At 45.0% G+C, this 24470-nt stretch carries 15 protein-coding genes and 1 pseudogene; 15 read left to right on the forward strand and 1 reads right to left on the reverse strand.

The window, feature by feature from the left end; translation table 11 throughout:
- The first annotated feature begins 52 nt into the window (after positions 1–52).
- From gatA to sov, 5 genes are all read left to right on the forward strand, one after another.
- Positions 53–1477: an Asp-tRNA(Asn)/Glu-tRNA(Gln) amidotransferase subunit GatA gene (gatA, locus tag IDJ76_RS12795; protein WP_191163728.1), complete on the forward strand. Its 1425-nt coding sequence runs from the start codon at positions 53–55 to the stop codon at positions 1475–1477.
- 59 nt (positions 1478–1536) lie between these two features.
- The gene (locus IDJ76_RS12800; RefSeq protein WP_191163729.1) at positions 1537–2805 is read left to right on the forward strand and encodes a lytic transglycosylase domain-containing protein; all 1269 of its coding nucleotides are present in this window, start codon (positions 1537–1539) and stop codon (positions 2803–2805) included.
- 107 nt (positions 2806–2912) lie between these two features.
- On the forward strand, positions 2913–5213 hold the full coding sequence (locus IDJ76_RS12805; RefSeq protein WP_191163730.1) for an NADP-dependent malic enzyme: 2301 nt from the start codon (positions 2913–2915) through the stop codon (positions 5211–5213).
- Between the two features lie 8 nt (positions 5214–5221).
- A complete protein-coding gene (ruvA, locus tag IDJ76_RS12810) occupies positions 5222–5806 on the forward strand; it encodes a Holliday junction branch migration protein RuvA (RefSeq protein WP_191163731.1) in 585 nt (194 codons plus the stop codon).
- A gap of 217 nt (positions 5807–6023) precedes the next feature.
- A complete protein-coding gene (gene sov / locus IDJ76_RS12815; RefSeq protein WP_449560063.1) occupies positions 6024–13004 on the forward strand; it encodes a T9SS outer membrane translocon Sov/SprA in 6981 nt (2326 codons plus the stop codon).
- Positions 13005–13060: 56 nt separating this feature from the next.
- Here sov and IDJ76_RS12820 read toward each other — a convergent pair whose 3' ends face one another.
- Positions 13061–14899: a hypothetical protein gene (locus IDJ76_RS12820; RefSeq protein ID WP_191163732.1), complete on the reverse strand. Its 1839-nt coding sequence runs from the start codon at positions 14897–14899 to the stop codon at positions 13061–13063.
- A 157-nt stretch (positions 14900–15056) separates the two neighbouring features.
- On the opposite strand from IDJ76_RS12820, the gene miaB reads away from it, so the two are divergent.
- The 10 genes and pseudogenes from miaB to IDJ76_RS12870 all read left to right on the forward strand — a co-directional run bounded on the left by miaB (position 15057) and on the right by IDJ76_RS12870 (position 24436).
- Positions 15057–16508: a tRNA (N6-isopentenyl adenosine(37)-C2)-methylthiotransferase MiaB gene (gene miaB / locus IDJ76_RS12825; protein ID WP_191163733.1), complete on the forward strand. Its 1452-nt coding sequence runs from the start codon at positions 15057–15059 to the stop codon at positions 16506–16508.
- A gap of 91 nt (positions 16509–16599) precedes the next feature.
- The gene (locus tag IDJ76_RS21235) at positions 16600–16803 is read left to right on the forward strand and encodes a four helix bundle protein (protein ID WP_191163734.1); all 204 of its coding nucleotides are present in this window, start codon (positions 16600–16602) and stop codon (positions 16801–16803) included.
- Positions 16779–16922, forward strand: a pseudogene (locus IDJ76_RS21240) (four helix bundle protein); the annotation flags it as partial. The gene IDJ76_RS21235 and the pseudogene IDJ76_RS21240, both read left to right, overlap by 25 nt.
- Positions 16923–16988: 66 nt before the next feature.
- Positions 16989–18236, forward strand: coding sequence for a sigma-54 interaction domain-containing protein (locus IDJ76_RS12840; RefSeq protein ID WP_191163735.1), 1248 nt, complete (start codon positions 16989–16991; stop codon positions 18234–18236).
- A 6-nt stretch (positions 18237–18242) separates the two neighbouring features.
- Complete coding sequence (locus IDJ76_RS12845) at positions 18243–18770, forward strand: LptE family protein (protein WP_191163736.1); 528 nt, start codon at positions 18243–18245, stop codon at positions 18768–18770.
- A 22-nt stretch (positions 18771–18792) separates the two neighbouring features.
- Positions 18793–20682 carry a hypothetical protein gene (locus IDJ76_RS12850; RefSeq protein WP_191163737.1) on the forward strand — a complete coding sequence of 630 codons (1890 nt, stop codon included), beginning with the start codon at positions 18793–18795 and terminating at the stop codon, positions 20680–20682.
- An 11-nt stretch (positions 20683–20693) separates the two neighbouring features.
- The gene (gene secG, locus IDJ76_RS12855) at positions 20694–21050 is read left to right on the forward strand and encodes a preprotein translocase subunit SecG (protein ID WP_191163738.1); all 357 of its coding nucleotides are present in this window, start codon (positions 20694–20696) and stop codon (positions 21048–21050) included.
- A 241-nt stretch (positions 21051–21291) separates the two neighbouring features.
- Positions 21292–21585, forward strand: coding sequence for a co-chaperone GroES (groES, locus tag IDJ76_RS12860; RefSeq protein ID WP_191163739.1), 294 nt, complete (start codon positions 21292–21294; stop codon positions 21583–21585).
- 74 nt (positions 21586–21659) lie between these two features.
- The gene (gene groL, locus IDJ76_RS12865; RefSeq protein ID WP_191163740.1) at positions 21660–23297 is read left to right on the forward strand and encodes a chaperonin GroEL; all 1638 of its coding nucleotides are present in this window, start codon (positions 21660–21662) and stop codon (positions 23295–23297) included.
- 341 nt (positions 23298–23638) lie between these two features.
- Positions 23639–24436, forward strand: coding sequence for a mechanosensitive ion channel family protein (locus IDJ76_RS12870; RefSeq protein WP_224746315.1), 798 nt, complete (start codon positions 23639–23641; stop codon positions 24434–24436).
- The last annotated feature ends 34 nt before the right edge of the window (positions 24437–24470 follow it).

Here is a 24470-nt window from a genome sequence, read left to right on the forward strand (position 1 = left end):
TATCTGGTGAAATATTTATGTTTCATCGGATAAGTTTTTTTACTTTTAGCGCATGTCTATATACTACTCCTCTTATAATGAGATTAAGAGCGGACTGCAAAGCGGGGAAATAACAGCCGATGAGTTGGTGAAAGGGTACCTGCAGCAAATAAAAAAATACGCGCATTTAAATGTGTTTAACGAGGTTTTTGAGCAAGAGGCGCTGGCCATTGCAAAAGCCGTTGATGTTAAAATAAAGGAGGGCACCTCAGGCAAGCTGGCCGGGATGGTTATTGCTATTAAGGATAACATTTGTTATAAGGGGCATAAAGTTACCGCGTCATCAAAAATTCTTGAAAACTTCACTTCAATATATTCTGCAACCATAGTTGATCGTTTGCTGGCCGAGGATGCCATCATTATAGGCCGCTGCAATTGCGACGAATTTGCTATGGGCGCCGCTAACGAGAACTCCTACTTTGGCCCCGTAAAAAACTACGCCGACGAAAGCCGCGTAGCGGGAGGCTCATCGGGTGGTTCGGCGGCGGCAGTGCAGGCTAAAATGTGCCATGCCGCCATAGGTACAGATACAGGCGGATCGGTACGCCAACCCGCTGCATTTTGCGGGGTAGTGGGGTTAAAGCCTACCTACGGGCGTATTTCGCGGCACGGCATCATTTCCTATGCATCATCTTTTGATCAGGTAGGTACCTTAACAAACTCTGTTGCCGATGCTGCCCTGCTTTTGCAGGTGATGGCTGGTGCCGATGAGTTTGACAGTACGCTATCACAAACCCCCGTTCCGGATTATGCCGCGCAGATCACGTTGCCGGGTAAAAAGAAGATCGCTTATTTACAAGAAGCCCTCTCCAGCCCCGGCGTTGATGCCGAGGTAAAGAATACCCTCGTAACCGCGATAGAAAAATTGCGCGCGGACGGCCACGAGGTTAAAGCCATATCATTTGACTACCTGGAATACCTTGTGCCAACTTATTATATTCTGGCCATGGCCGAAGCTTCATCAAACCTTGCCCGGTACGATGGGGTGCATTTTGGCTACCGCAGCCCAAATGCTACCGATCTGGTATCTACCTATAAACTCTCCCGGTCAGAAGGTTTTGGTAAAGAGGTTAAACGGCGGATCATGCTGGGTACATTTGTGTTAAGTGCAGGCTACTACGATGCTTATTATGCCAAGGCGCAAAAAGTACGGCGGTTAATCAGGAATAAAACCAATGAACTGTTAGCTGAATTCGACCTCATCCTTACACCCACAGCTCCCGAGTCGGCCTTTGAACTTGGTAAAAAGGAAAAAGATCCGGTAGTAACCTACCTGTATGATATTTTTACGGTGCAAGCATCGCTGGCTGGTTTGCCTGCAATTTCGTTACCTACAGGCAATAATAGTGACGGGTTGCCGTTAGCGTTACAGTTTTTATCTAAAGCCTTTTCCGAACAAGAACTGTTAAATTTTTCTGATTATTTCCTGAAGCTGTAAAAACACGCTATATTAGTGTATACTTAGTTTCTCGAAAATTAATTTTTTGACTGTAAAGTATGAAGAGACTGTTTACTTTTTTTATTTGTATCGCGCTGGTACAAATAGTTAAAGCCAATGCCGCAACTCATTTCCAGAGTACAAAATTGCTGGTTGCCACGGCAGATACCATTGAACTTTTACCTGTTGCACAGGTGCCGGTGTCCATCTACAAAAATGTGATCTACAAACGCCGCTTAGACTCTATCCAGCGGGATGTAGCCTTGGATTATAACGAGTTTGTACAAGGCTACATTGACAACTACCTGGGCCGCCGCGACGAGATGGGCCGCATATTAGGCCTTAGCAAATACTACTTCCCAATTTATGAAAAGGCATTAAGCGATGTAGGTGTGCCGGACGAGATTAAGTACCTTTCCATAGTCGAATCAGCTCTTAACCCTAATGCCGTATCAAGGGTAGGTGCAGCCGGCCCATGGCAGTTCATGTCAGAAACTGCAAAGATCTACGGGCTAAAAATGAACGATTATGTAGACGAACGCCGCGATCCTGTGCAGGCCAGCTATGCCGCTGCCGCCTATCTAAAGGATGCCTACCAGCAATTTGGCGATTGGTTGCTGGCCATAGCATCATATAACTGCGGAAAAAGCAATGTGGAGAAAGCTTTGGAACTGACAGGTGCGCATGATTACTGGTCAATCCGTAAATATCTGCCAGCCGAAACCCGGGGCTATGTCCCTGCCTATATCGCTGTAAGTTATGTAATGAATTATTACAAACGCCACAACTTGCCTACTTATGCCAGCGATATCGCTTTAAGAACCGATACCGTGATGGTGAATAAATTTGTACCCTTATCAAAAATAGCACAGGTACTGGGTGTCACCACTAAAGAAATCGGTGTATTGAACCCAGCTTACCGCATGATGGTGGTAAACGGGTCAGACAAAGCTCCGCGTAAATTAATTATCCCGCTGCAAACTTACAAGGAAAGAACTGCCGCTTTAACCCAGGTGTTAAACAACCCGGATGGGCCGGTGCCCATCGTACATACCCCGCCGCCGGTTTACATGGTAGCAGCACAACCCAAACAGGTCCCCGGATTGGCAGTTGGTCCTGGTTATGTTACGGCAACAAATCCAGCTACGCCGGGCGCGCCCCGCAATTTACCAAGCTACCATACTACGCAAAAAGGCGATACCTTTACATCGATTGCAGCCCAATACGGTGTTAACGTTGATGAGCTGATGAAGCTGAATGTTGAATTTGGCGGCAGTAAAACGGTGCACCTGCAGCCCGGCCTAACGGTTAAGGTAACCAAGGGTTAACAAGATATTTTAGTAAGCCCGGTTTTGATGTTTTCAAAGCCGGGCTTTTTTATTGCCCGCTTTCAGGAAAAGTAATGTAATTTTGGGCGCTTGAATTTGAGAGAACCATGAACAAACCAAATCGTAAACAGGAGGCTTTAAATTACCACTCAAAAGGCCGCCCCGGTAAAATACAGGTAGTACCAACCAAACCTACCAATTCTCAACGCGACTTGACTCTGGCTTATTCGCCGGGTGTTGCAGAGCCCTGCCTGCGCATTGCCGAAAATGTAGAAGATGTATATAAATATACTGCCAAGGGGAACCTGGTAGCTGTTATCAGCAATGGCACGGCGGTTTTAGGCCTGGGTAATATTGGCCCCGAAGCCAGTAAACCGGTAATGGAAGGTAAAGGCCTGCTGTTTAAGATCTATGCGGATATTGATGTGTTCGACTTGGAAGTGAACGCTAAAACCGTTGATGAATTTGTAAACATTGTAAAAGCGCTTGAGCCAACTTTTGGCGGCGTAAACCTCGAAGATATATCGGCCCCCACCTGTTTTGAAATAGAACGCAGGCTAAAGGCCGAAATGAAGATCCCTGTAATGCACGATGATCAGCACGGTACGGCCATAATATCCGGAGCCGCGCTGATGAACGCCTGTGAGATTCAGGGAAAGAAATTAGATAAGATCAAACTGGTAGTGAACGGAGCCGGTGCGGCAGCGGTTTCCTGTACCAAAATGTACCTTTCATTAGGCGTTAAAAAAGAGAACCTGGTGATGTTTGACATCAACGGTGTACTAACGCCTGATCGTAACGACCTGGACGAAATGCGCTTGCAGTTTGCTACCAACCTTAAGGATGTAAATACATTGGCCGATGCCATGAAGGGTGCTGATGTATTTGTTGGCCTTTCAGCAGGTAACGTAGTTACCCCCGCTATGCTGGTGAGCATGGCCAAAAATCCAATTGTATTTGCAATGGCCAACCCCGAGCCCGAGATCAATTTCGACCTGGCTGTTGCCGCACGTAAGGATATCATTATGGCTACCGGCCGGTCTGATTTTCCTAACCAGGTGAATAACGTATTGGGTTTCCCGTACATCTTCCGCGGTGCGTTGGATGTAAGGGCTACCGCTATAAATGAGGAAATGAAGATTGCCGCGGTACATGCCATAGCCGAAATGGCTAAGAAGCCTGTACCCGAAGCTGTTAATTTAGCTTATAACATCACCAACCTTAAATTTGGCAGGGATTATATCATCCCTAAACCAATGGATCAGCGGTTAATTACAGAAGTTTCATCGGCAGTGGCAAGGGCGGCAATGGAATCGGGCGTGGCCCGCAAGGCTATTACCGATTGGGCGGCTTATCATGAAGAATTGCTATCGCGCTTGGGTAATAATAATAAATTGCTGCGCGATATTACGAATAAGGCAAAGCAAGAGCCAAAACGTGTTGTATTTGCCGAGGCTGATACTTACAAAATATTACGTGCTGCGCAGATAGTAAAAGACGAGGGTATCGCTATCCCTATTTTGTTGGGTAATATCGCCAAGATCAAACAGATCATTAAAGAAAATGAACTTGACCTGGATGATGTGGAGATGATCGATACCCGTGAGGATTGCGAACGCTCGCAGGAGTTTACCGAGTTTTTATTCAAAAAGCGCCAGCGCCGTGGTATCACTATGGTGGAGGCTAAAAAACTGATCATTGATCGTAACTACTATGGTGCGTGCATGGTGCAGTTTGGCCAGGCCGACGCGTTGATTTCCGGGTTGACAAAAAACTACGTATCAACCGTTAAGCCTGCATTACAAATTATCGGTACAGAAGAAGGCGTTAACCGCGTAGCGGGGATGTACCTGATGATCACGGAAAAAGGGCCGGTATTTTTTGCCGATACTACAGTTAACGTAAACCCTACCACGCAGGAACTGGTAGATATTACCGTACTGGTTGAGCGGGCGGTAACCCGCTTTAACATTAAGCCAAGGGTAGCGCTTTTGTCTTACTCCAACTTTGGATCTAACGAGGGCGAGATCCCTGAGAAAACCCGCGAGGCGGTACGCATCCTGCACGAAAAATATCCGAATATGGTTGTAGACGGCGAGATGCAGGCCAACTTTGCCTTGAACTCAAATCTTTTGAAAGAGAATTTTGAATTCTCAACATTAAACGGCAGTCCGGCAAATACTCTGATATTCCCTACATTAGAGGCCGGTAACATTGCCTATAAGCTACTGCAGGAAATTGGCGGTGCTGAAGCAGTTGGCCCTATTTTGCTCGGTTTGAAAAAGCCTGTACACGTGTTGCAGTTAGGCAGCTCGGTAAGGGAAATTGTTAATATGGTTACTATAGCCGTGGTTGACGCGCAGGCAAAAGCCCGTGCCGAGGCAGAAAAGAAAACTAAAAAGAAATAACCTACTATATGTACGATTATATTGATGGAAAATTAGCATTTAAAAGCCCTGCCCATGTTGTTTTAGATGCGGGTGGGGTTGGTTATTATATCAATATATCGTTAAATACCTACTCACAAATACCTGATGGCGAGCGGTGCAAGCTGTTTGTTTGGCTGCATGTAAAAGAAGACGCGCACACCCTTTATGGTTTTGCAAGCGAAGGCGAGCGCAGGCTTTTTCAGCACCTGATCTCCATATCGGGCATTGGGCCAAATACAGGCCGGATGATGCTGTCATCCATAACCCCTGCCGAGATCCAAGCCGCCATTGTACAGGGCAATGTAGCTTTGATACAACGCATTAAGGGCATCGGTCCAAAATCTGCACAGCGCATTATTTTAGAACTTCAGGATAAGCTACGTAAGGAAGGACCGGACACCCTAACCGTGATGCCTGCCTCTGCAACTGTTAAAGATGAGTCGCTTTCTGCACTGGTTATGCTGGGCTTTGCACGCAACACAGCCGAAAAAGTTCTCGACCAGGAAATTGCAAAATATAACGGTGTTTTAACCGTTGAACAGTTAATTAAGTTTGCGTTAAAAAGCTTATAATTACCTAACATTTTTTTGCCCCTTGATTAGACTCTTTACTTATAGATTTCTTATAGGTACGCTCATAATTTCTGCATTTTTTTGCGGGCTTGGCGGGGTATATGCGCAGCAAACGCCGGTAAATGGCAATCAGCAACCACAATCAACACCGGTTAACGTTCAGCAAACGCCTGTTAATGGCATCCCCGGCAGCAGGGTTTTGCCCGGACCCAAACAGGTGGCCGCTACCCCAGCCAATAACACAGCCACAACCGCACGTGATACTTCAAAACCGCTAAAGTCTGCCCCTAAATTAACCAAAACCAAAAACCAGCAAATACGCGAGGGCAACTTTTTGTATGATCCGCCGGGCCTCATCCGCACTGTTGAGTACGACCCGCTTACCAACATGTACATTTTGTATGAGCGGGTGGGCAGCCTGCCTTACCGCGCCCCGCAATACTTAACCTACATGCAGTACCTGGCGTTGCAGCAAAAAGGGGTTAGGCGCGAGTACTTTAAACAACTGGCAGATAACTACGCGTATGACTCCCAGCAAGAGGGATTTATCCCGCAAATAAAGGTGCGGAGCAAAACCTTTGAACAGATCTTCGGCAGCTCGGTAATCGATATCAGGCCGCAGGGGTCGGCAGAGGTGATAATGGCCGGGCAGATCAACAGTAATCAAAACCCGCTGTTCAATACCCGCCAGCGCAAGCAGTTTAATTTTAATTTTGATCAGCGCATCCAGCTGAACGTTACGGGTAACATTGGCGATAAGTTAAAGATCACTACCAATTACAATACCGAAGCCCAGTTCCAGTTTGAGAACCAGATCAAATTGGACTATACCGGCCACCCTGACGAGATTATTCAAAAAATTGAGGCCGGTACGGTTAGTTTGCCGTTGAGTACCACACTCATCAGCGGCAGCCAGGCACTATTTGGCGTTAAAACCAAGTTGAAATTCGGCAAGCTGGATATCACCAGTATTTTTTCGCAACAGCGGTCGCAATCAAAAAATATTACCATTACCAACGGTTCGCAGCAGGGATACATCAATCTTACCCCGGCAGATTACGAGGCCAACAAGCACTTTTTCCTGTCGCAGTATTTTAGGAATAACTATAATAGGGCGCTGGCCAATATCCCCATTATCAGCTCTAACATCAACATCACTAAAATAGAGGTGTGGACAACCAACCGTACCAACGTAACTACGGATTCGCGTGATATCGTCGGCTTCCTTGACCTGGGCGAAAACAGGCCCTACAATAGCACACTGATACAAGGCGGTGCGGGCTTTAGCGGTTTACCCGCGGGGTTTAAAGGGCCTGGTTTTGTACAGCAATCTAACTCCTTGTTAAACAATTTGCCTGCCAATGCAAGGGTTACCAACTCTAATGATGTGGCCAACTATTTCCGCAGCACGGGCAGTACAGACAACTATGCCAAGCTTACCTATGCACGTAAACTGGTGCAGGGTAAAGAATATAACCTTTCACCGCAGTTAGGGTATATCTCCCTAAATTATCCGCTGAATAACGACGAAGTTTTGGCGGTAGCCTACCAATACTCTTACAACGGGCAAACCTATCAGGTTGGGGAGTTTAGCAGCGATGTAGCGGTAGATGTGGCTACACCAAAATCGCTGTTTGTAAAGTTGCTGAAAAATGAATTGCTGAAAACCAACCTGCCCACCTGGGACCTGATGATGAAGAACATTTATACTACAGGCGCGTTCCAGATCAGCCCAACCAATTTTAAACTGAACATTAGCCGTTTGGATGATAAATCGGGGATTGAAAAAACCATCATGGACGAGGGGCAAAACACTAAAAGCAAACGCTGGCTGCAACTAACCGGGCTGGATAACCTCGACCAGCAAAATGCGAAGAACCCCGATGGCTATTTTGACTTTTTAGAAGGGATAACCATCGACTCACAGAACGGGCGCATTATGTTCCCGGTGATAGAACCCTTTGGCAGCGATCTGGCCCGGCAATTCACCGCAAGTGAGGCCGACCTGGCCGCCAGGTATGTTTACCAACCCCTTTATGATTCAACCAAAACCATCGCGCAGCAATTTTTCCCGAAACTTAACCGGTATCTGCTTAAGGGGACCTACACATCGCAGGGCGGGTCGGAATATCAGTTAAATGCAGTTAACATCCCTCAGGGGTCGGTAGTGGTAACCGCCGGTACGCTAAGGCTGCAGGAGGGAACGGATTACACTATTGATTACAGTGCAGGCCGTATACGGGTATTAAACCAGGCGCTCTTATCTTCGGGCCAGCCAATTAATATAAAATTAGAGAATAACGAGCTTTTCGGTGTTCAGCAGAAGTCGTTATACGGGTCGAGGTTCGATTATAGGGTAAACCCCAAACTGGCCTTAGGCGCTACCATTATGCACCTGACCGAGCAGCCTATTACTCAAAATGAAATAGTAGGCGAGGAATCTATATCTAATACCATTTGGGGTGCCGATGTAAACTACAGTTCGGAATCCAGGTTTTTAACCAAACTGGTAGATAAGATCCCGTTCATCCATACCAAAGTACCATCGACAGTGAATTTTAGCGGTGAGTTTGCCAAGCTGGTGCCCGGCAGTCCCGGGGCCTTAAACTTTGCGGGTTCAAAAAATGGCACATCCTACCTGGACGATTTTGAAAATAGCCGCTCTATCATCGATATTAAAAGTGCTATTAACTGGCAAATAGCGGGTACGCCTCAAATGTTCGCGGAGTCGCAGGTGTTTAACGACCTTAGTTATGGTTATAACCGCGCACGTTTGGCCTTCTATAATATCGACCCGATATTTTACACCAGTTCGGGCACTATTCCTCTCAACCGTAGCGAATTATCCAACCATTATGTAAGGCAGGTTATTGAGCAGGAGGTGTTTCCGTTTAAACAATCTGTAACCGGCCAGCCGCTTAGTTTGCCTACTTTAAACCTTGCCTTTTACCCAACTGTACGTGGCCCATACAACTATGCTACTACAGGCATCAACAGCGATGGTACCTTGCAAAACCCGCGCAACCGCTGGGGGGGCATTTTCCGTAAGCTGGAAACCAATGATTTTGAATCGTTAAACGTGGGTTACATCGAATTTTGGATGATGGATCCATTCATTTACAAACCGGCCTCGGCAGGTGGCGACCTTTACTTTAACCTGGGTAGTGTTTCTGAAGATATTTTGAAGGACGGGCGCAAAAGTTTAGAGAACAGCCTGCCGGTTGATGGCACTACCGATAAAACAGACGAAACCGTTTGGGGCAGGGTATCAAAACTGCAACCGGTTATAAACGCTTTTGATAATAACCCCGATTCGCGCAAGTTGCAGGATATAGGTTTGGATGGTTTGAACGATGCGGATGAGAATACCAAGTTTTCAAGTTTTGTTGCGCAGGCCAAAGCAGTATTGAGCCCCACTGCTGCAACTACGCTGGCAACAGATCCCTCGTCAGATAATTACCAATATTATCAGGGTCCCGCTTTAGATGCTGCCCGTGCGGGGATCCTTGACCGTTACAGCCGCTACAACGGTACGGAAGGTAACTCTAAAACTGCCGAGCAATCGCAGGCGGATTTAGGGTTACAAACTTCGGCATCTACTTCACTGCCAGATGGGGAGGATATAAACCGTGATAACAACATGAGCCAAACGGACGAATACTTTCAATACAAAGTATCCGTGCGCCCGCAGGACCTGATGGTTGGGCAAAATTTTATAAACGATAAGGTAACCTCGCAGGTTAAGCTGGCCGACGGTACCACGCAGGCAGTTACCTGGTATCAGTTCAGGATCCCGATAAACGATTACCAGGGTAAAGTGGGCAACATTCAGGATTTTAAGGCCATCCGTTTTATGCGGATGTTCATGACCAATTTTGCCGATACGTCTATACTGCGTTTTGCTACCCTGCAGCTGGTGCGCGGCGAGTGGCGCACCTTTAATGCCGAAAATAACCCGATAAACATCATAGCCGATCCTAATATTGTCACCCCTACCATTGACAACTCGACCCTTGATGTACAGGCCGTAAATATTGAAGAGAATGGTAACCGTACACCTATCCCTTATGTGGTGCCGCCGGGTATTAACCGTCAGCGTAACTATAACAACCTGCAAACCGATACCAAGCTGAACGAGCAGTCATTAGCCTTGAATGTTGCGCAGCTTCGCGATGGGTATTCGAGGGCAGCATTCCGTACGTTCTATAACGATTTGCGGTCATACAAGCGCATCCAAATGTTTATTCACGCAGAGGGCGACCAGCTAAAGGACAACGACCTGAACGCATTTGTACGCCTGGGTGTCGACTATCAGGATAATTACTACGAGTACGAAGTGCCTCTGGCTATTACACAACCCGGCACCCGCGACCCGGGTGCCATATGGCCGGCAGCTAACGAACTGGATTTGCAATTGTCTATTTTGATAGATGCCAAGCTTGCCCGTAACAATGCCAAATTGAACGGACAACCATGGCCGTTTACGGTGCCCTTTACCTATACCGATGGGCGCAATAAGGTAACCATTAAAGGCCAGCCCGATTTGAGCCGCTTGCGTGCCATTATGCTTGGGGTACGTAACCCTTATAAACCCATAACTCCCGGCGACGATGGTTTGGATAAAACAGGTGCTGTTTGGTTTGACGAGTTGCGACTGACAGATTTTGATCAGCGTGGGGGGTGGGCAGCAACCGGCAGGTTTGATGCCGCACTGGCCGATTTTGGTAACCTGACCGTAGCCGGCAGCAAAAGCACTATCGGTTTTGGTTCAATAGACTCGCGCGTCAGCGACCGCAGCCGCAGCGATAACCAGGTAATAGATGTGAGCGGCAGCCTGGAGCTGGGCAAATTCTTCCCTGAGAAAAGCGGGATCAAGATCCCTGCTTATGTAAATTACTCCACCCAAAAAAGCACACCGCAATATGATCCCGGCTCGCCGGATGTGGAGCTGAAAAAATCATTGGCCGCTGCACCGAGCAGTAAAGCCCGTGATTCGATCAAGAATGTAACGGTTGATTATACCGTGCGCAAGAGCATTAACTTCACTAACGTACATAAAGAGCGCACCAACTCTGCAGCCAATAATCATGTTTGGGATATAGAGAACTTTAGCGCCACTTATGCCTACACCGAGTACCAGCACCACGACTTTATTGTGGAGAACGATTTCTCGAAAACCTACCGCGCTGCGCTGAATTATAATTATACCAATCAGCCTAAATACTATTCGCCCTTTGCAAAGCGCATAAAGAGCAACTTATTGGCCCTTGCCAGAGATATTAACTTTAGCATCCTGCCATCGCGGTTGAATTTCAGCATCAACTTTGATCGTTTTTATTCAGAGAATACTTTAAGGAACAACGACCCTAACAACTTTATCCCGATCCCCACCAGCTTTAACAAGAATTTTAATATTACCCGTGTTTACGGCATTGGCTGGAATTTGTCAAAATCACTTCAAATGGATATCGATGCCACCAACCTGTCGGTAGTTGATGAACCCGCCGGCCGCCTGAATGGCTTAAAGCGCGATACGCTGTGGGAAAACCTGAAACGTTTAGGACGCACCACCAACTATAACCACACCATTAATTTTAACTATACAACCCCGATAAATAAAATCCCGGGGCTGGACTGGACGGCGTTACTGGCCCGCTACAGTACTCATTTTAACTGGCAAAGCCAGCCCGAGTTTTCTATTAACGACCCTACTTACAATATTGGTAACAGCATCCAAAACTCGCGCAGCATCCAGCTAAACCCAACTTTAAACTTTAACGGTTTGTACAATAAATTTAGGAGCTTGCGCAAAAACAACAACAGCGACCAGGGCGGTGTAGGCAAATTTCTACTGAATATTATAACGGGTATAAAAAACATTAACGGTACTTACACCCGTACCGAAGGTACCTTCCTGCCGGGCTATTTGCCGCAATCGAACCTGTTTGGGCAGGATCTTACCTATGATGCACCGGGTATTGGCTTTTTGATTGGCAGCCAGGCAGATTTGCGAAACAAGGCCGTTGCCAACGGCTGGATCACTACCGACACCCTGCAAAACCAGCTTTACGTAAAGACATTTACCGAAGACATTCGCCTGCGCAGCATTATCGAACCTGTAAAGGATCTGCGGATAGAACTGATCGGTTTCCGCGTGCAGGACAGGAATTATCAAACTAATTTCAAGTATCTGGCTACTACCAATAGCATTGAAAACCTAAGCCCGGTTACATCGGGTACTTACAGTGTGTCTATCTTGTCCATCGCCACGGCGTTCTCAAAAAGCTCTGGTATTAGTAATACGTCGGGCGTTTTTCAACAATTCTTAGCAAACAGGCAGGTTATCTCGCAAAAGTTGGGGCAGGCCAACGGTAACTCGACAGGCACTACCGGTGGTTATGCTGACGGCTACGGACCTAACGCGCAAAACGTTTTGGTGCCGGCCTTCCTGGCGGCGTACACAGGTAAAAGCGCAAGTGCATCAACCCTTAATCAATTCCCTAATATCCCTATCCCTAACTGGCAGATCACTTATAACGGCTTAAGTAAGCTGCCATTCTTTGCAGAATTATTTGATTCTTTTGATATTAAACATGGCTACCGCTCGTCATATAACGTGAATAGTTATACTACCCTTTTGCAATACCAGGAAACCGGTGGTAAGGTAAGTTCAAGGGATGTGAATAATGATTTTCTGCCTTTTTACCAGTTTTCGCAGGTGAGCATCTTTGAGCAGTTTGTCCCTTTGTTTGGTGCCGATGTGCGTTTCAAGAACAGCATGACCGCCAACTTCGAGTACCGCAAAACACGTTCACTTAGCCTGAGTTTACTTAACAGCCAGCTGGCCCAGCAGGATGAGAATATTTTGGTGTTTGGATTTGGCTATCGCCCAAAAAACTTCCGGATGCCGTTCGGGCTTTTTGGTACCGGTGCCCGCACCAATAATGATGTTAACTTTAAGCTGGATGTAGCTGTACGCGATAATAAGACATTGATCTACCGTGCCGATATTGCTGCTGCCGAGATCTCATCAGGCGCACAAAATATTACCTTGAGGCCATCGATAGATTACGTTATCAACCAGCGGTTTAACCTTAATTTGTTTTACGATAGCAACATTACCCGGCCATATACCTCCCAAACATTCAATACGGCATTTACTAATTTCGGTATCAACTTAAAATTACTGTTGCAGTAGGTGCACTTAAGCGTTACCTGTTAAATATCCTTAAATAAGCGCGTTTCCGAATCATATTATTGGCCTGGTTCGGCAAGCTCTCTTCGTTGCCTGGCCATTTTTTTGTTTTTGCGGTTCAAGCGGCGTTGGGTACGTTTGCGTACGCGTTCTTTTTTATCAATGGCTTTTTGAATTTTCTTCTTTTCGTGGTTGTCCATCTTTGCCCTAACATCTTTCTCTTTGGCCGCACCTAAACCCACGCAAGGTTTAAGTCCGCTGAGCAAGGCCTGCCAAACCGTTTTAAAGAATGGCGAAGTAAGCGGGCGAACATACGATACGTATGCTGTACGCGGCAAGGTGCCGGGTTTATTAGGGTTATCATGTTCTATCACAAGGGAGTTGGCGAACAGCGACGCCAGTGTTTTTTTTGAATACCCTTTGTTCGCAGTGTCGGGCCGGAGCAGGTTTACCTTTAGGTTCTCATACAACAAACTTACGTTGCCCGTGGTTGTTTTATTGGTGGCATGCAGGTCAAAATCAATACTATTAACCTTGCCAGATGTTATTTTAACCATGGCCAGCGGCATTGCTGCCTTGTTTACACGTGGCAGATCGAACATCCCCATGTGGCCTTTATAGCTGTAACTATTATCAGCATTGGTTAGGTCAAAAGTAAACTGCAGCCTCAGGCGGCCGCGCTCCATAAACAAGGTGTTGAGGCGTGCAGTGGCGAGCGGGTGTTTTTTGACGGAATCGGTATTGTTGGTCAAATTGATAAACTGGCCGCTTGTATTATTAAAGGTAATGGTGCCAACCTTTTTAGATCTTTTATTGTACTCGTTGTAAAGCACATTTATATCATTTATGGCAAGGGTATCAATATTAAAGGCAGTTTTGATTTTTTTTATAGCAACGTGCGGAAAAGTAACTACCCTATCTGTCGTTTGTGTGACGCCATTTGGGTTGCTGTATATAGCCAGCGTTCCTGTGCTTAACATTACATTGGCCGCGTTAAAACTGCGGTATTTGTGATAGTTTAAAAAATCGAAGTGGTTTACCTGTAACGAATCTAACCGTATGGTGAAGCGGTCGGCTTTGGTGTCATCAAAAAACTGAATGGGGGTAAGGGGTTGTAATACAAGTCCTTCTATATTCAATCGGGAAGTTTTGGTAGATAACTTAGCCGATTTTACCGAATAAGTATATAAACCATTTGCCGATTTACCGGTATAGTTATAAAGCTCTGTTGTGATATCTGCACAATATAATAACCTGGAACGATCTGTTTGCGTTGCCGAGTCTATCAGCAGGTCGGTAGCCTTCAAATTCATTTCTTTCAATTCAGATACCGCTGGTTTTTTGCCAGAATAGTTGATGTACTTAAACTTTACATCATTTAAATATATCTCGCCTACGTGTATCAACTTTAAACTTTTATTGATCTTTTGCCAAACCGTTCTGCTATCTGCGCCTACGGTATCTTTGGTATGGTTTACCCGGAAACTCACCTGCAGTTCGGGCGCGCTTAAAGTTATGCGGCCTATATTAAGTTTATTTTTAAAGTAAAGGCTAAACGGATGGATGCGCGACAGCACCAGTTTTTTTACGTTTAATTCATATAAATTATTGGGGGCCAAGCCTTGTTTCCTTTTGCGGTTATAAACCGCCGTATCGGGCCGCAGCTTAATGTTATAGATCACAATTTCGCCCTTGATAATGTGCAGGTCGGCGTGGGCAAAATCTACTTTATATAGGCTGTCGGTATTGGTAAGTACACCGCTTTTTACCTTCTCGGCCAATATGGGCGACCAGTACCGGTTGATAAGCAACGCCGGCAGCAGCACCAGGATAACCAATGCCAGTAAAATACCGAATGTTATTTTTTGCCACTTATGTTTCAGAAACTTTAACGCCATTAATAACCCTGTTTTAGATAAAGGCTCGCTGTCCACGGCCTATTGTGCATGTGTAAGTTTATTACAACAGCAAAGTGATGATTTTGTTAAACGCTGACAAACTGTCATCCAATATATAAAATTATTGTATTTTTGCGGTTCAATTTTTTAAATAACGATGGATTTGCTTATTCAGGATAAAGTGCAGGACGAGAGCAGGCAGGGCGAGGCTTTAATATTAGAGCCGGTTGTTGGTAAAAACAACGGCCGTAAGCTATATATTGAAAGTTATGGCTGCGCTATGAACTTTAGCGATAGCGAAATTGTAGCCTCTATTTTATCAGAAAAAGGGTTTGAAACCACATCAGATTTTAATAACGCCGATGTGATATTTATCAATACCTGTTCTATCCGTGAGAACGCCGAAGTACGGGTACGTAACCGTTTAAAGGAATTTGCGGGTGCAAAATCACGCAACCCAGGGATGGTAGTTGGCGTTTTGGGCTGCATGGCCGAGCGTTTAAAAGCTAAATTTTTAGAAGAAGAAAAACTGGTAGATGTTGTTGTAGGCCCCGATGCTTACCGCGACCTGCCAAACTTAATAGAGCAGGTTGACGGTGGCCAGCGTGCGGTAAACGTGCTGTTGAGCCGCGAAGAAACCTATGCAGACATTAGCCCCGTTCGTTTAAACAGCAACGGTATTAATGCCTTTGTATCTATTATGCGGGGCTGCGATAACATGTGTTCGTTTTGCGTGGTGCCATTTACCCGCGGCCGCGAACGTAGCCGCGATGCCCACTCGGTAGTTGCAGAATGTAAGGACCTTTTTGACAAAGGATACCGCGAGGTTACTTTGCTGGGCCAGAATGTAGATTCATATAAATGGAGCGCGCCCATAGCGGAAGGTGGCGAGCAATTGGCAGTTGGCAGTGAAGTGCAGATCGTGAATTTTGCTAATCTTTTAGAAATGGTAGCCTTGGTTAGTCCGGAGCTGCGTGTTCGCTTTTCAACATCACACCCTAAAGATATTACCGATGAGGTTTTAGAGACCATTGCCAAATACGAGAATATTTGTAATTACATACACTTGCCGGTGCAAAGTGGTAACAGCCGGGTGTTGGATATCATGAACCGTACTTATGACCGTGAGTGGTATATGAACAGAATAGATGCCATCCGCAGGCTAATCCCGGATTGCGCTATATCTACAGATGTGATCACCGGTTTTTGCACCGAGACAGACGAGGAGCATAACGATACCGTAACCATGATGGATTATGTGAAATACGATTTTGCCTACATGTTTAAATACAGCGAAAGGCCGGGCACTTTAGCCGCAAAGCGTTATGCGGATGATACTCCGGAGAGTGTTAAACAAAGCAGGTTAGCTCAAATCGTAGCCAAACAGCAGGAGTATTCATTTTACAGGATGCAGGCGCGTATTGGTAAGGTGGAGAAGGTATTGATTGAAGGCTTCTCCAAAAAATCAAACAACGACTATTGCGGCCGCAGCGATCAGAATGCGATGGTGATATTCCCGGTGAGTGAAAACTACAAGCCAGGCCAGTACGTTAACGTGTTGGTAGAGCGTACCACATCCGCTACGCTGATAGGAAGAATTGTAGAATAGAAGCAAGAAGCCAAGAATCAGGAAGCAAGAGAGAAAATAAGGAAAAATGGTCAAGCACAATTTTAAAAGTTTAAAAATTTAGCAGCGGTCTATGGACCTGACCGATTTGATCTATGATTATTGTAAAGCTCTACCTGTAGAAGAACGCTTTAATTTGATTGATCAGCTCAACAGGTGCTCTTGTTCTATTCCGTCAAATATCGCTGAAGGCTCTGGGAAAAGAACAAAAATTCATTTTGCTGAATATTTGACTAATCCCTTACGTCGCCATTCGAAGTTGAGACGCAGTTATTAATATGCGAACGCCGGAAATACGGCTCTAAAGAAAAATTAAAGGAATGTTTAGAATTAGTTGTTGAAATTCAAAAAATGATATTTGCTTTTAGGGAGCATATCATGAATGGAAGCGACTAAATCAAATCAAGGTCTTGAATCGGGTCTTATCTTGATTCTTGCTGTCTTGATTCTTGCATCTAACTTATGGAAATTCAAGAAATTAAACAACGCTTTGGAATTATCGGCAACTCGCCGTTATTGAACCGGGCTATAAATATTGCCAACCAAGTAGCGCCCACAGATATTTCGGTATTAATTACCGGCGAAAGTGGTAGCGGTAAGGAAGTGTTTTCACACATCATTCACCAAATGAGCCCGCGTAAGCACGGGCCCTTTATTGCCGTTAACTGTGGCGCTATTCCAGAGGGGACTATCGATTCGGAGTTGTTCGGGCACGAAAAAGGTGCTTATACCGGTGCCATTGGCGAGCGTAAAGGCTATTTTGAAACCGTTAACGGCGGTACCATCTTTTTGGATGAGATTGCCGAAATGCCGCTTGGTACCCAGGCCCGTTTGCTGCGTGTCTTAGAGTCGGGCCAGTACATCAGGGTAGGGTCATCAAAGGTGGAGAAAACCAATGTGCGTGTTATTGCAGCAACCAATGTTGATGTGTATGACGCAGTTAAGGCTGGCCGTTTTCGCGAGGACCTGTATTACCGTTTAAATACCGTGCCGCTCAAAATTCCGCCATTGCGCGATAGAAAAGAGGATATCTTTTTGATCTTTAGGAAGTTCACTTCCGATTTCACGGATAAATATCGCAGCCCGCCTATCCAGTTAGATGACGAGGCGCAACAGGTACTCATCAACTATTCGTGGCCCGGTAATGTACGCCAGCTAAAAAACATGGCAGAGCAACTGGCCGTTTTAGAACGCGACCGCGTTATAACCGCGCAAACGCTTTTAACGTATATCCCCCACGAGGCAAACGGCCGCAACCTGCCCATGCGTTTAGATAATCAGCCAAAAGAAGATTTTTCTGAAAGGGATATCCTTTACAAAGTGCTGTTTGATATGAAACGCGATATGGTAGAATTGAAAAAACTGGTGGCCGATATTATTGAACATGGCGGGGTAGGTAAAAACTATCCTAATCAGTCGCAGCTAACACAGTTGTACAGGGATATTGAGCTGCCTGTAACTAACAACCACCACGAACCACAATTTACCCTGCAGCAGCCCGTTAACAATACGGCTGCCAACAGCAACCCTGATTATAACATAACGCACGAGGCCGAGGAGGTGGAAGAATCACTATCACTTGTTGATAAGGAATCTGACCTGATACGCAAAGCCCTTAAAAAACACAAAGGTAAGCGTAAGCTTGCGGCTAACGAGTTGGGAATATCAGAAAGAACTTTATATCGTAAAATAAAAGAATTAGATTTATAACGAAACATGGGCAAAAGGCTTTTTTTAAATATAGCGTTGATGAGTGTGGTGGTAATGCTTTTTACATCCTGCACGTATAAACTCACCCAAAGCGGGGCATCTATACCTATCGGCCTTAAAACAATAGATATTCAGTATTTTGAAAATAACGCCCCGTTAGTGGTAAGTACATTAAGCCAGCAATTTACCGAAGCGTTGAAAGACCGTATCCGTACGCAAACCAGTTTGAGCATTGTACGGGGCGATGCTGCGGATGCTACCATGTCTGGCGTTATTACGGGTTACAGTTACGGGCCGGTATCTATCCAGGCAACCAACCCCAATGTTGCTCCAATTGCAGGAGCAAGTCGTTTAACAATTACCGTTAAAGTAAAATACGTTTACAATAAGGATAAAAAGTTTAATTTTGAGGATTCGTTCAGCAAATCTTTAAATTACACGGGCGATTTATCTACCCAGGAGCAATCGCTTATACAGCAGATAAATAAGCAGCTGACCGACGATATTTTTAACAAAGCCTTTGCAAATTGGTAACAATTTATAGTTTTATAACCAGGTGGATCAATACTTAGATAACAGGCATAAACAAATTTTATACGACCTGCTGGCAAACCCTGCAGATACAGGCCAGTTATACATAACTTCCCTGCAACGTATGGCCAACGACTATCCCCAAAGCGGACTGTTACAGGTATTGGCTGTGCGTGCCGGCGAAAAGGACGATATAAAAAAAGCGGCGGTTTACTTTAAGCCCAACACACTTTATAAGTTAGTACATAGCCCGGACACCCTGCCGGCCGTCAGTGCCGACCGCATTGCCTGGGATGAAACCGCAAGCCCCGAAAATTATTTCAGTATAGCAGCTACCGACGAAGATAGGTACACCCCTCCTGCAGATGCCGTGCGGTTTAATTCGCCCGAACTGGCGCAGCATCAAAATGACGTTGCACCATCAAACGGGCCGGAAGCTACTATCAACCATGCCTCTGAAACATTTATAACGCACGAAACTGTCGAAGTGCCTGTTGAAGAAGAAGTTACCCATAAGCCTATTACCGATACCGAACAACCGGAAACTATTGAACCCGCTGTCGATGAGAACGAGCTACCTGTAGAAATAGATAAGGCTAAGGAAGAGCGTGTTACCGATAGCCATTTTGAAACTGCACCTGAAACAGCCTTGACACCGCCAGATCCGGTTGCGGGCACAGAAATAAACGACGAAGTACACGAAGAGATACAGGATACAGATCACATTATCCCTGAGCTTTATAACTCCTATACCGAGCAATTGGCACATCCGCATTTGGACGATGCACCCGCCGATGAGCAGATGCCCGAACCTGATAGCGTTATCTCCGGGCTATATGATTCTTACGAAGAGCAATTGGCCGGACAGGAAGAGAAGCACCCGGAACCGGAGGCAGAAGCGCCCGCAACCTTTACTAATTTGAGTGAAGATAACGGCTATCGTGCCGAGAAAGAATCTTTTAGGCAGGATATTGAAGATGAGGTTTATGACGAAATAGTGGGAATAGACCAGATAGGGTTTGAACCAACCGTTAATGTATTGCATGAATCTGAAACCCAGGTAGCGGATATTGCCGACGAGCAGCACTCTTGGCAAAACACTTTTGCCGATGGCGAGGACTACCCCGAAGATGAAGAAGAGCAGGATGAAAGACCTTTGCAACGCTCTGCAGGTATTACCGATGCAGATATCGCCATAGACGAAGAGCGGCTGATAATGGGCAACATTGTAAGTGCCGATTATTTGACTTTTGATAAAAAACTGGATGAGCTGCGCAGCGGTAAGGTTGAACCACAACCCGCAATAGCCGATGTCTCTCCTACAGATGCTGAACCAATACCTAAAGAGCAGGATGTGGTATCACGTTATAATGATGATAGCATGCCTTACAGCTTCATGTGGTGGTTAGACAAAACCCGTAAAGAACATGCCGAAACCTTTCAGCCTTACACGGCCAACCCGGTACAACCTGCTGCAAATTCGTCTTCAGACGAGCAAAGAGCAGAGCAACCGCATGTAAAGCCGGTTACGCGTAAGGCTCCCGACGAGTTACAGCAGCAGTATTACGAAAATATTTTCAGCCTGACATCGGTAAGCGGAATTGAGCGCGATGATACAGACAAAGGGCTGGAGTTTGATCAAAACAAAAAGGAAGACATTATTATAGAACGTTTTATTAATACCGAACCGCAAATAAGGCCACCCGCAGCAAACCGGTTAGATAATGAGAATAAGGCTAAAAAAAGTTCAGAAGACCAAGACGCTTTGGTTACCGAAACACTGGCCCGAATTTATAACGACCAGATGTTATATCATAAAGCCATAGCTACTTATAAAAAATTGATATTGAAATTCCCGGAAAAAAAGCTTTACTTTGCAGCCCAGATTGAACAGTTAGAAAAGAAAACCAATTGATATAACAAGAAATGTATTTAGTATTATTAATTATCATCATCATTGCATGCATCCTTTTAGGATTAATTGTATTAATTCAAAACCCTAAAGGCGGTGGTTTATCATCGAATTTTTCGGGTTCATCACAATTAATGGGCGTGCAAAAAACAGGCGATTTTTTAGAAAAAGGAACCTGGTTCCTTGCCATTACTATAATGGTATTATCATTAGCGATGAACGCTACCGTTAAGGGCGGTGCTCAAAAAGGTGATGATTCACAATCTATTGAGCAGATCAAAAAAAACTCTAAACCTTCTGCAGCCCCGGCTACCGTACCGATGACTGTACCAGGTACAGCTACACCGGCACCTGCTCAGAAAAAACCGTAATTAAATATTAAGATATTTTTAGGAAGGCTTTGGACATTGTCCAAAGCCTTTTTTGCTGATATAGCTTACTGACACGATGACACACAGCTATTAATTTAACATTTATCGGTTGTTAAGCCATGACTAAAAGGTGACAATTAAACATGTATTATGCCAATACGGAATATATTGGCTGCTTGGCATAATTGATGTTTAAAGGTTAAACGAAAACTTAAAATTATAAATTCAAAATAGTAATACTATGTCATTAAACATTAAACCCCTTGGGGACAGAGTGGTTGTTGAAGCCGCTGCTGCCGAAACAAAAACTGCTTCGGGTATCTACATTCCTGAAACGGCGCAAGAAAAACCACAAAAAGGAACAATAATGGCGGTAGGCCCGGGTAAGTATGCTGATGTATCAGGCGCACTTATACCAATGACCATCCAGGTTGGCGATTCAATTCTTTACGGAAAGTATGCAGGTACCGAGATCAACATCGACGGTAAAGAATACCTGATCATGCGCGAGTCTGATATTTACGCGGTTCTTTAATCCAATTACTAAACATAAAACATATAAATTTTGAGGGGTGAACATTCACTAACTCAATAATTGAAAATTAAATCATGGCAAAACAAGTTAAATATAATGTTGAGGCACGTGACGCTTTAAAGCGCGGTGTTGATATTTTAGCTAATGCAGTTAAAGTAACATTAGGCCCCAAGGGCCGTCACGTAATTATCGATAAAAAATTCGGCTCACCTGCGGTAACCAAAGATGGTGTTACTGTAGCAAAAGAAATTGAACTGAAAGACCCTATCGAAAATATGGGCGCGCAAATGGTTAAAGAAGTTGCATCAAAAACTGCTGATATTGCAGGTGATGGTACTACTACTGCTACCGTTTTAGCACAAGCTATTGTTACAGCAGGTATTAAGAACGTTGCAGCCGGCGCTAACCCTATGGACCTGAAACGTGGTATTGATAAAGCGGTTGCAGAAGTTGTTAAAAACTTAAAAGCACAGTCACAAACCGTTGGCGAAGACAATAACAAGATCAAACAAGTAGCATCTATTTCTGCTAATAACGACGAGGTTATCGGATCGTTAATTGCAGAGGCTATGCAAAAGGTTGGTACAAGCGGTGTGATCACTGTTGAAGAAGCAAAGGGTACAGAAACTGAAGTTAAAACGGTGGAAGGTATGCAGTTTGACCGTGGTTACCTTTCTCCGTACTTTGTAACCAATTCAGACAAAATGGAAGTGGAATTAGAAAGCCCTTACATTTTGATCTACGATAAAAAGATCTCTTCAATGAAAGAGTTGTTGCCGATATTGGAAAAACAAGTACAAACAGGCAAACCACTTTTAATTATTGCCGAAGATTTAGACGGTGAAGCATTGGCTACATTAGTAGTTAACAAGATCCGTGGTTCACTAAAAGTTGCTGCTGTTAAGGCACCTGGCTTTGGCGACCGTCGTAAAGCAATGTTAGAGGATATCGCTGTGTTAACAGGCGGTACCGTAATATCTGAAGAGCGTGGTTACAAATTAGAAAGTGCAGACCTGTCTATGTTAGGCCAGGCAGAAAAGATCACTATCGATAAAGACAACACTACACTGGTTAACGGTGCGGGTGATGCTGATTTGATTAAGGGCCGTGTTGGTGAGATCCGCGCGCAGATCGAAACGACCACTTCTGATTACGATAAAGAAAAATTACAGGAACGTTTAGCCAAATTATCTGGCGGTGTTGCGGTATTGTATATCGGTGCAGCTTCTGAAGTTGAAATGAAAGAAAAGAAAGACCGTGTTGACGATGCTTTACATGCAACACGTGCGGCTGTAGAAGAAGGTATTGTTGCAGGTGGTGGCGTTGCCTTCATTCGCGCAGTAGCTGCTCTGGCCGATCTTAAAGGTGCCAACGAAGATGAGAACACTGGTATCCAGATCATCCGTCGTGCTATCGAAGAGCCTTTACGTCAAATTTGCGACAACGCAGGTATCGAGGGTTCTATCGTAGTGCAGAAAGTTAAAGAAGGCACCGGCGACTTCGGTTACAATGCACGTACCGACAAATACGAGAATTTAATTGGTGCAGGTGTTATCGACCCTACTAAGGTAGGCCGTGTAGCATTAGAAAACGCAGCTTCTATCGCAGCGATGTTGTTAACCACCGAGTGTGTATTAGCAGATGAGCCTGATGACGATAAAGGCGGTATGCCTCCAATGGGCGGCGGCGGCGGCATGGGCGGCATGATGTAATCACCCACCCACGTAGCGGTTAAACCCGGTATAACAAACCCTCTGTATACAAAAGTGTACAGAGGGTTTTGTGTTTAAAACAGCCTTTGATATATAAAAACAACGATAATTAGCCAATTAACAATAGTTTAACCGTTTTGAACATCCGCGTTAACTATTTATGCGTAATTGCTGATAACAAACGCGAATGAGTCGGTTTAGGCACAGCGTTTGAATAAACTGAAGCATGAAGCACATTATCAATAAAAAAACACAGATACACAGCCGCCTGGTTGAGTGGGTCCTTTTTAAAGGCCCCGAATTATTTGTGACGTTATACAGTTAAGTAAAAAATCCTAATTTTGGCTTCAGTTATGGAGCCGCACGAATTCTACGATAAATTTCATAAATGGGCTGTTGCAAAAGGCCCGAACCTGCTATTTGGATTATTTGTCCTTTTTGTCGGCATTTGGTTCATAAGGTTTTTGCGTACCCGCATACGCATGCGTATGGCTAACCGCAATGTGCACTCCTCATTACAGCCCTTCTTTTTAAGTCTTTCTATCACCAGTCTTTATGTACTGCTCATTATTTCGGTAATGAATATTGTGGGTTTAGAGTTAACCGTATTCACCACTATAATAGGTGCGTTTAGTGTGGCGGCTGGTTTGGCATTATCCGGCACGTTCCAAAACTTTGCAGGCGGGGTGCTGATCCTTTTATTGAAGCCTTTCGAAATTGATGATAACATTGTAGCGCAGGGGCAAACTGGCAGGGTAACCTCTATCCAGATCTTTTATACGGTGCTCATCACTGTCGATAATAAAACTGTGATTATCCCCAACGGTAAGTTGTTTAACGAGGTTATTGTAAATGAAAACCGCGAAGGCAAGCGCAGGCTTGATTTTGAAATTAAGCTGGGGTACGCTGCCGGGGTTGATCAGGTAAAGGAAATAATAAATAATGCGATTACGCAAACGCCTGGTATTTTACCTGAACCGGCAACCCGGGTTGGCGTAGTAGCCTTAGAAATTGACGGCGTACGCTTTACAGTAAACGTTTGGGTTAGCCCCAATAATTTTTTGGTTGCTAAAATAGCCTTGCAGGAAAAGATTATAAAAGACCTGGCTGCTGCAGGCGTAAAACTGCCGGGAGTTTAATTAAGCGTCCGAGGTTATTTGTTAAACCGGATCT

Source organism: Mucilaginibacter glaciei (assembly GCF_014773245.1).
Taxonomy (GTDB): Bacteria; Bacteroidota; Bacteroidia; order Sphingobacteriales; family Sphingobacteriaceae; genus Mucilaginibacter; species Mucilaginibacter glaciei.

What these genes read in the sequence shown, in the direction of transcription:
- IDJ76_RS21235 (WP_191163734.1), top strand. Translation starts at nt 16,600, where the DNA reads ATGGACCTGACCGATTTGATCTATGATTATTGTAAAGCTCTACCTGTA.
- secG (WP_191163738.1), top strand. Translation starts at nt 20,694, where the DNA reads ATGTATTTAGTATTATTAATTATCATCATCATTGCATGCATCCTTTTA.
- groES (WP_191163739.1), top strand. Translation starts at nt 21,292, where the DNA reads ATGTCATTAAACATTAAACCCCTTGGGGACAGAGTGGTTGTTGAAGCC.
- groL (WP_191163740.1), top strand. Translation starts at nt 21,660, where the DNA reads ATGGCAAAACAAGTTAAATATAATGTTGAGGCACGTGACGCTTTAAAG.
- miaB (WP_191163733.1), top strand. Translation starts at nt 15,057, where the DNA reads ATGGATTTGCTTATTCAGGATAAAGTGCAGGACGAGAGCAGGCAGGGC.
- IDJ76_RS12840 (WP_191163735.1), top strand. Translation starts at nt 16,989, where the DNA reads ATGGAAATTCAAGAAATTAAACAACGCTTTGGAATTATCGGCAACTCG.
- IDJ76_RS12820 (WP_191163732.1), bottom strand. Translation starts at nt 14,899, where the DNA reads ATGGCGTTAAAGTTTCTGAAACATAAGTGGCAAAAAATAACATTCGGT.
- IDJ76_RS12800 (WP_191163729.1), top strand. Translation starts at nt 1,537, where the DNA reads ATGAAGAGACTGTTTACTTTTTTTATTTGTATCGCGCTGGTACAAATA.
- IDJ76_RS12805 (WP_191163730.1), top strand. Translation starts at nt 2,913, where the DNA reads ATGAACAAACCAAATCGTAAACAGGAGGCTTTAAATTACCACTCAAAA.
- IDJ76_RS12845 (WP_191163736.1), top strand. Translation starts at nt 18,243, where the DNA reads ATGGGCAAAAGGCTTTTTTTAAATATAGCGTTGATGAGTGTGGTGGTA.
- ruvA (WP_191163731.1), top strand. Translation starts at nt 5,222, where the DNA reads ATGTACGATTATATTGATGGAAAATTAGCATTTAAAAGCCCTGCCCAT.
- gatA (WP_191163728.1), top strand. Translation starts at nt 53, where the DNA reads ATGTCTATATACTACTCCTCTTATAATGAGATTAAGAGCGGACTGCAA.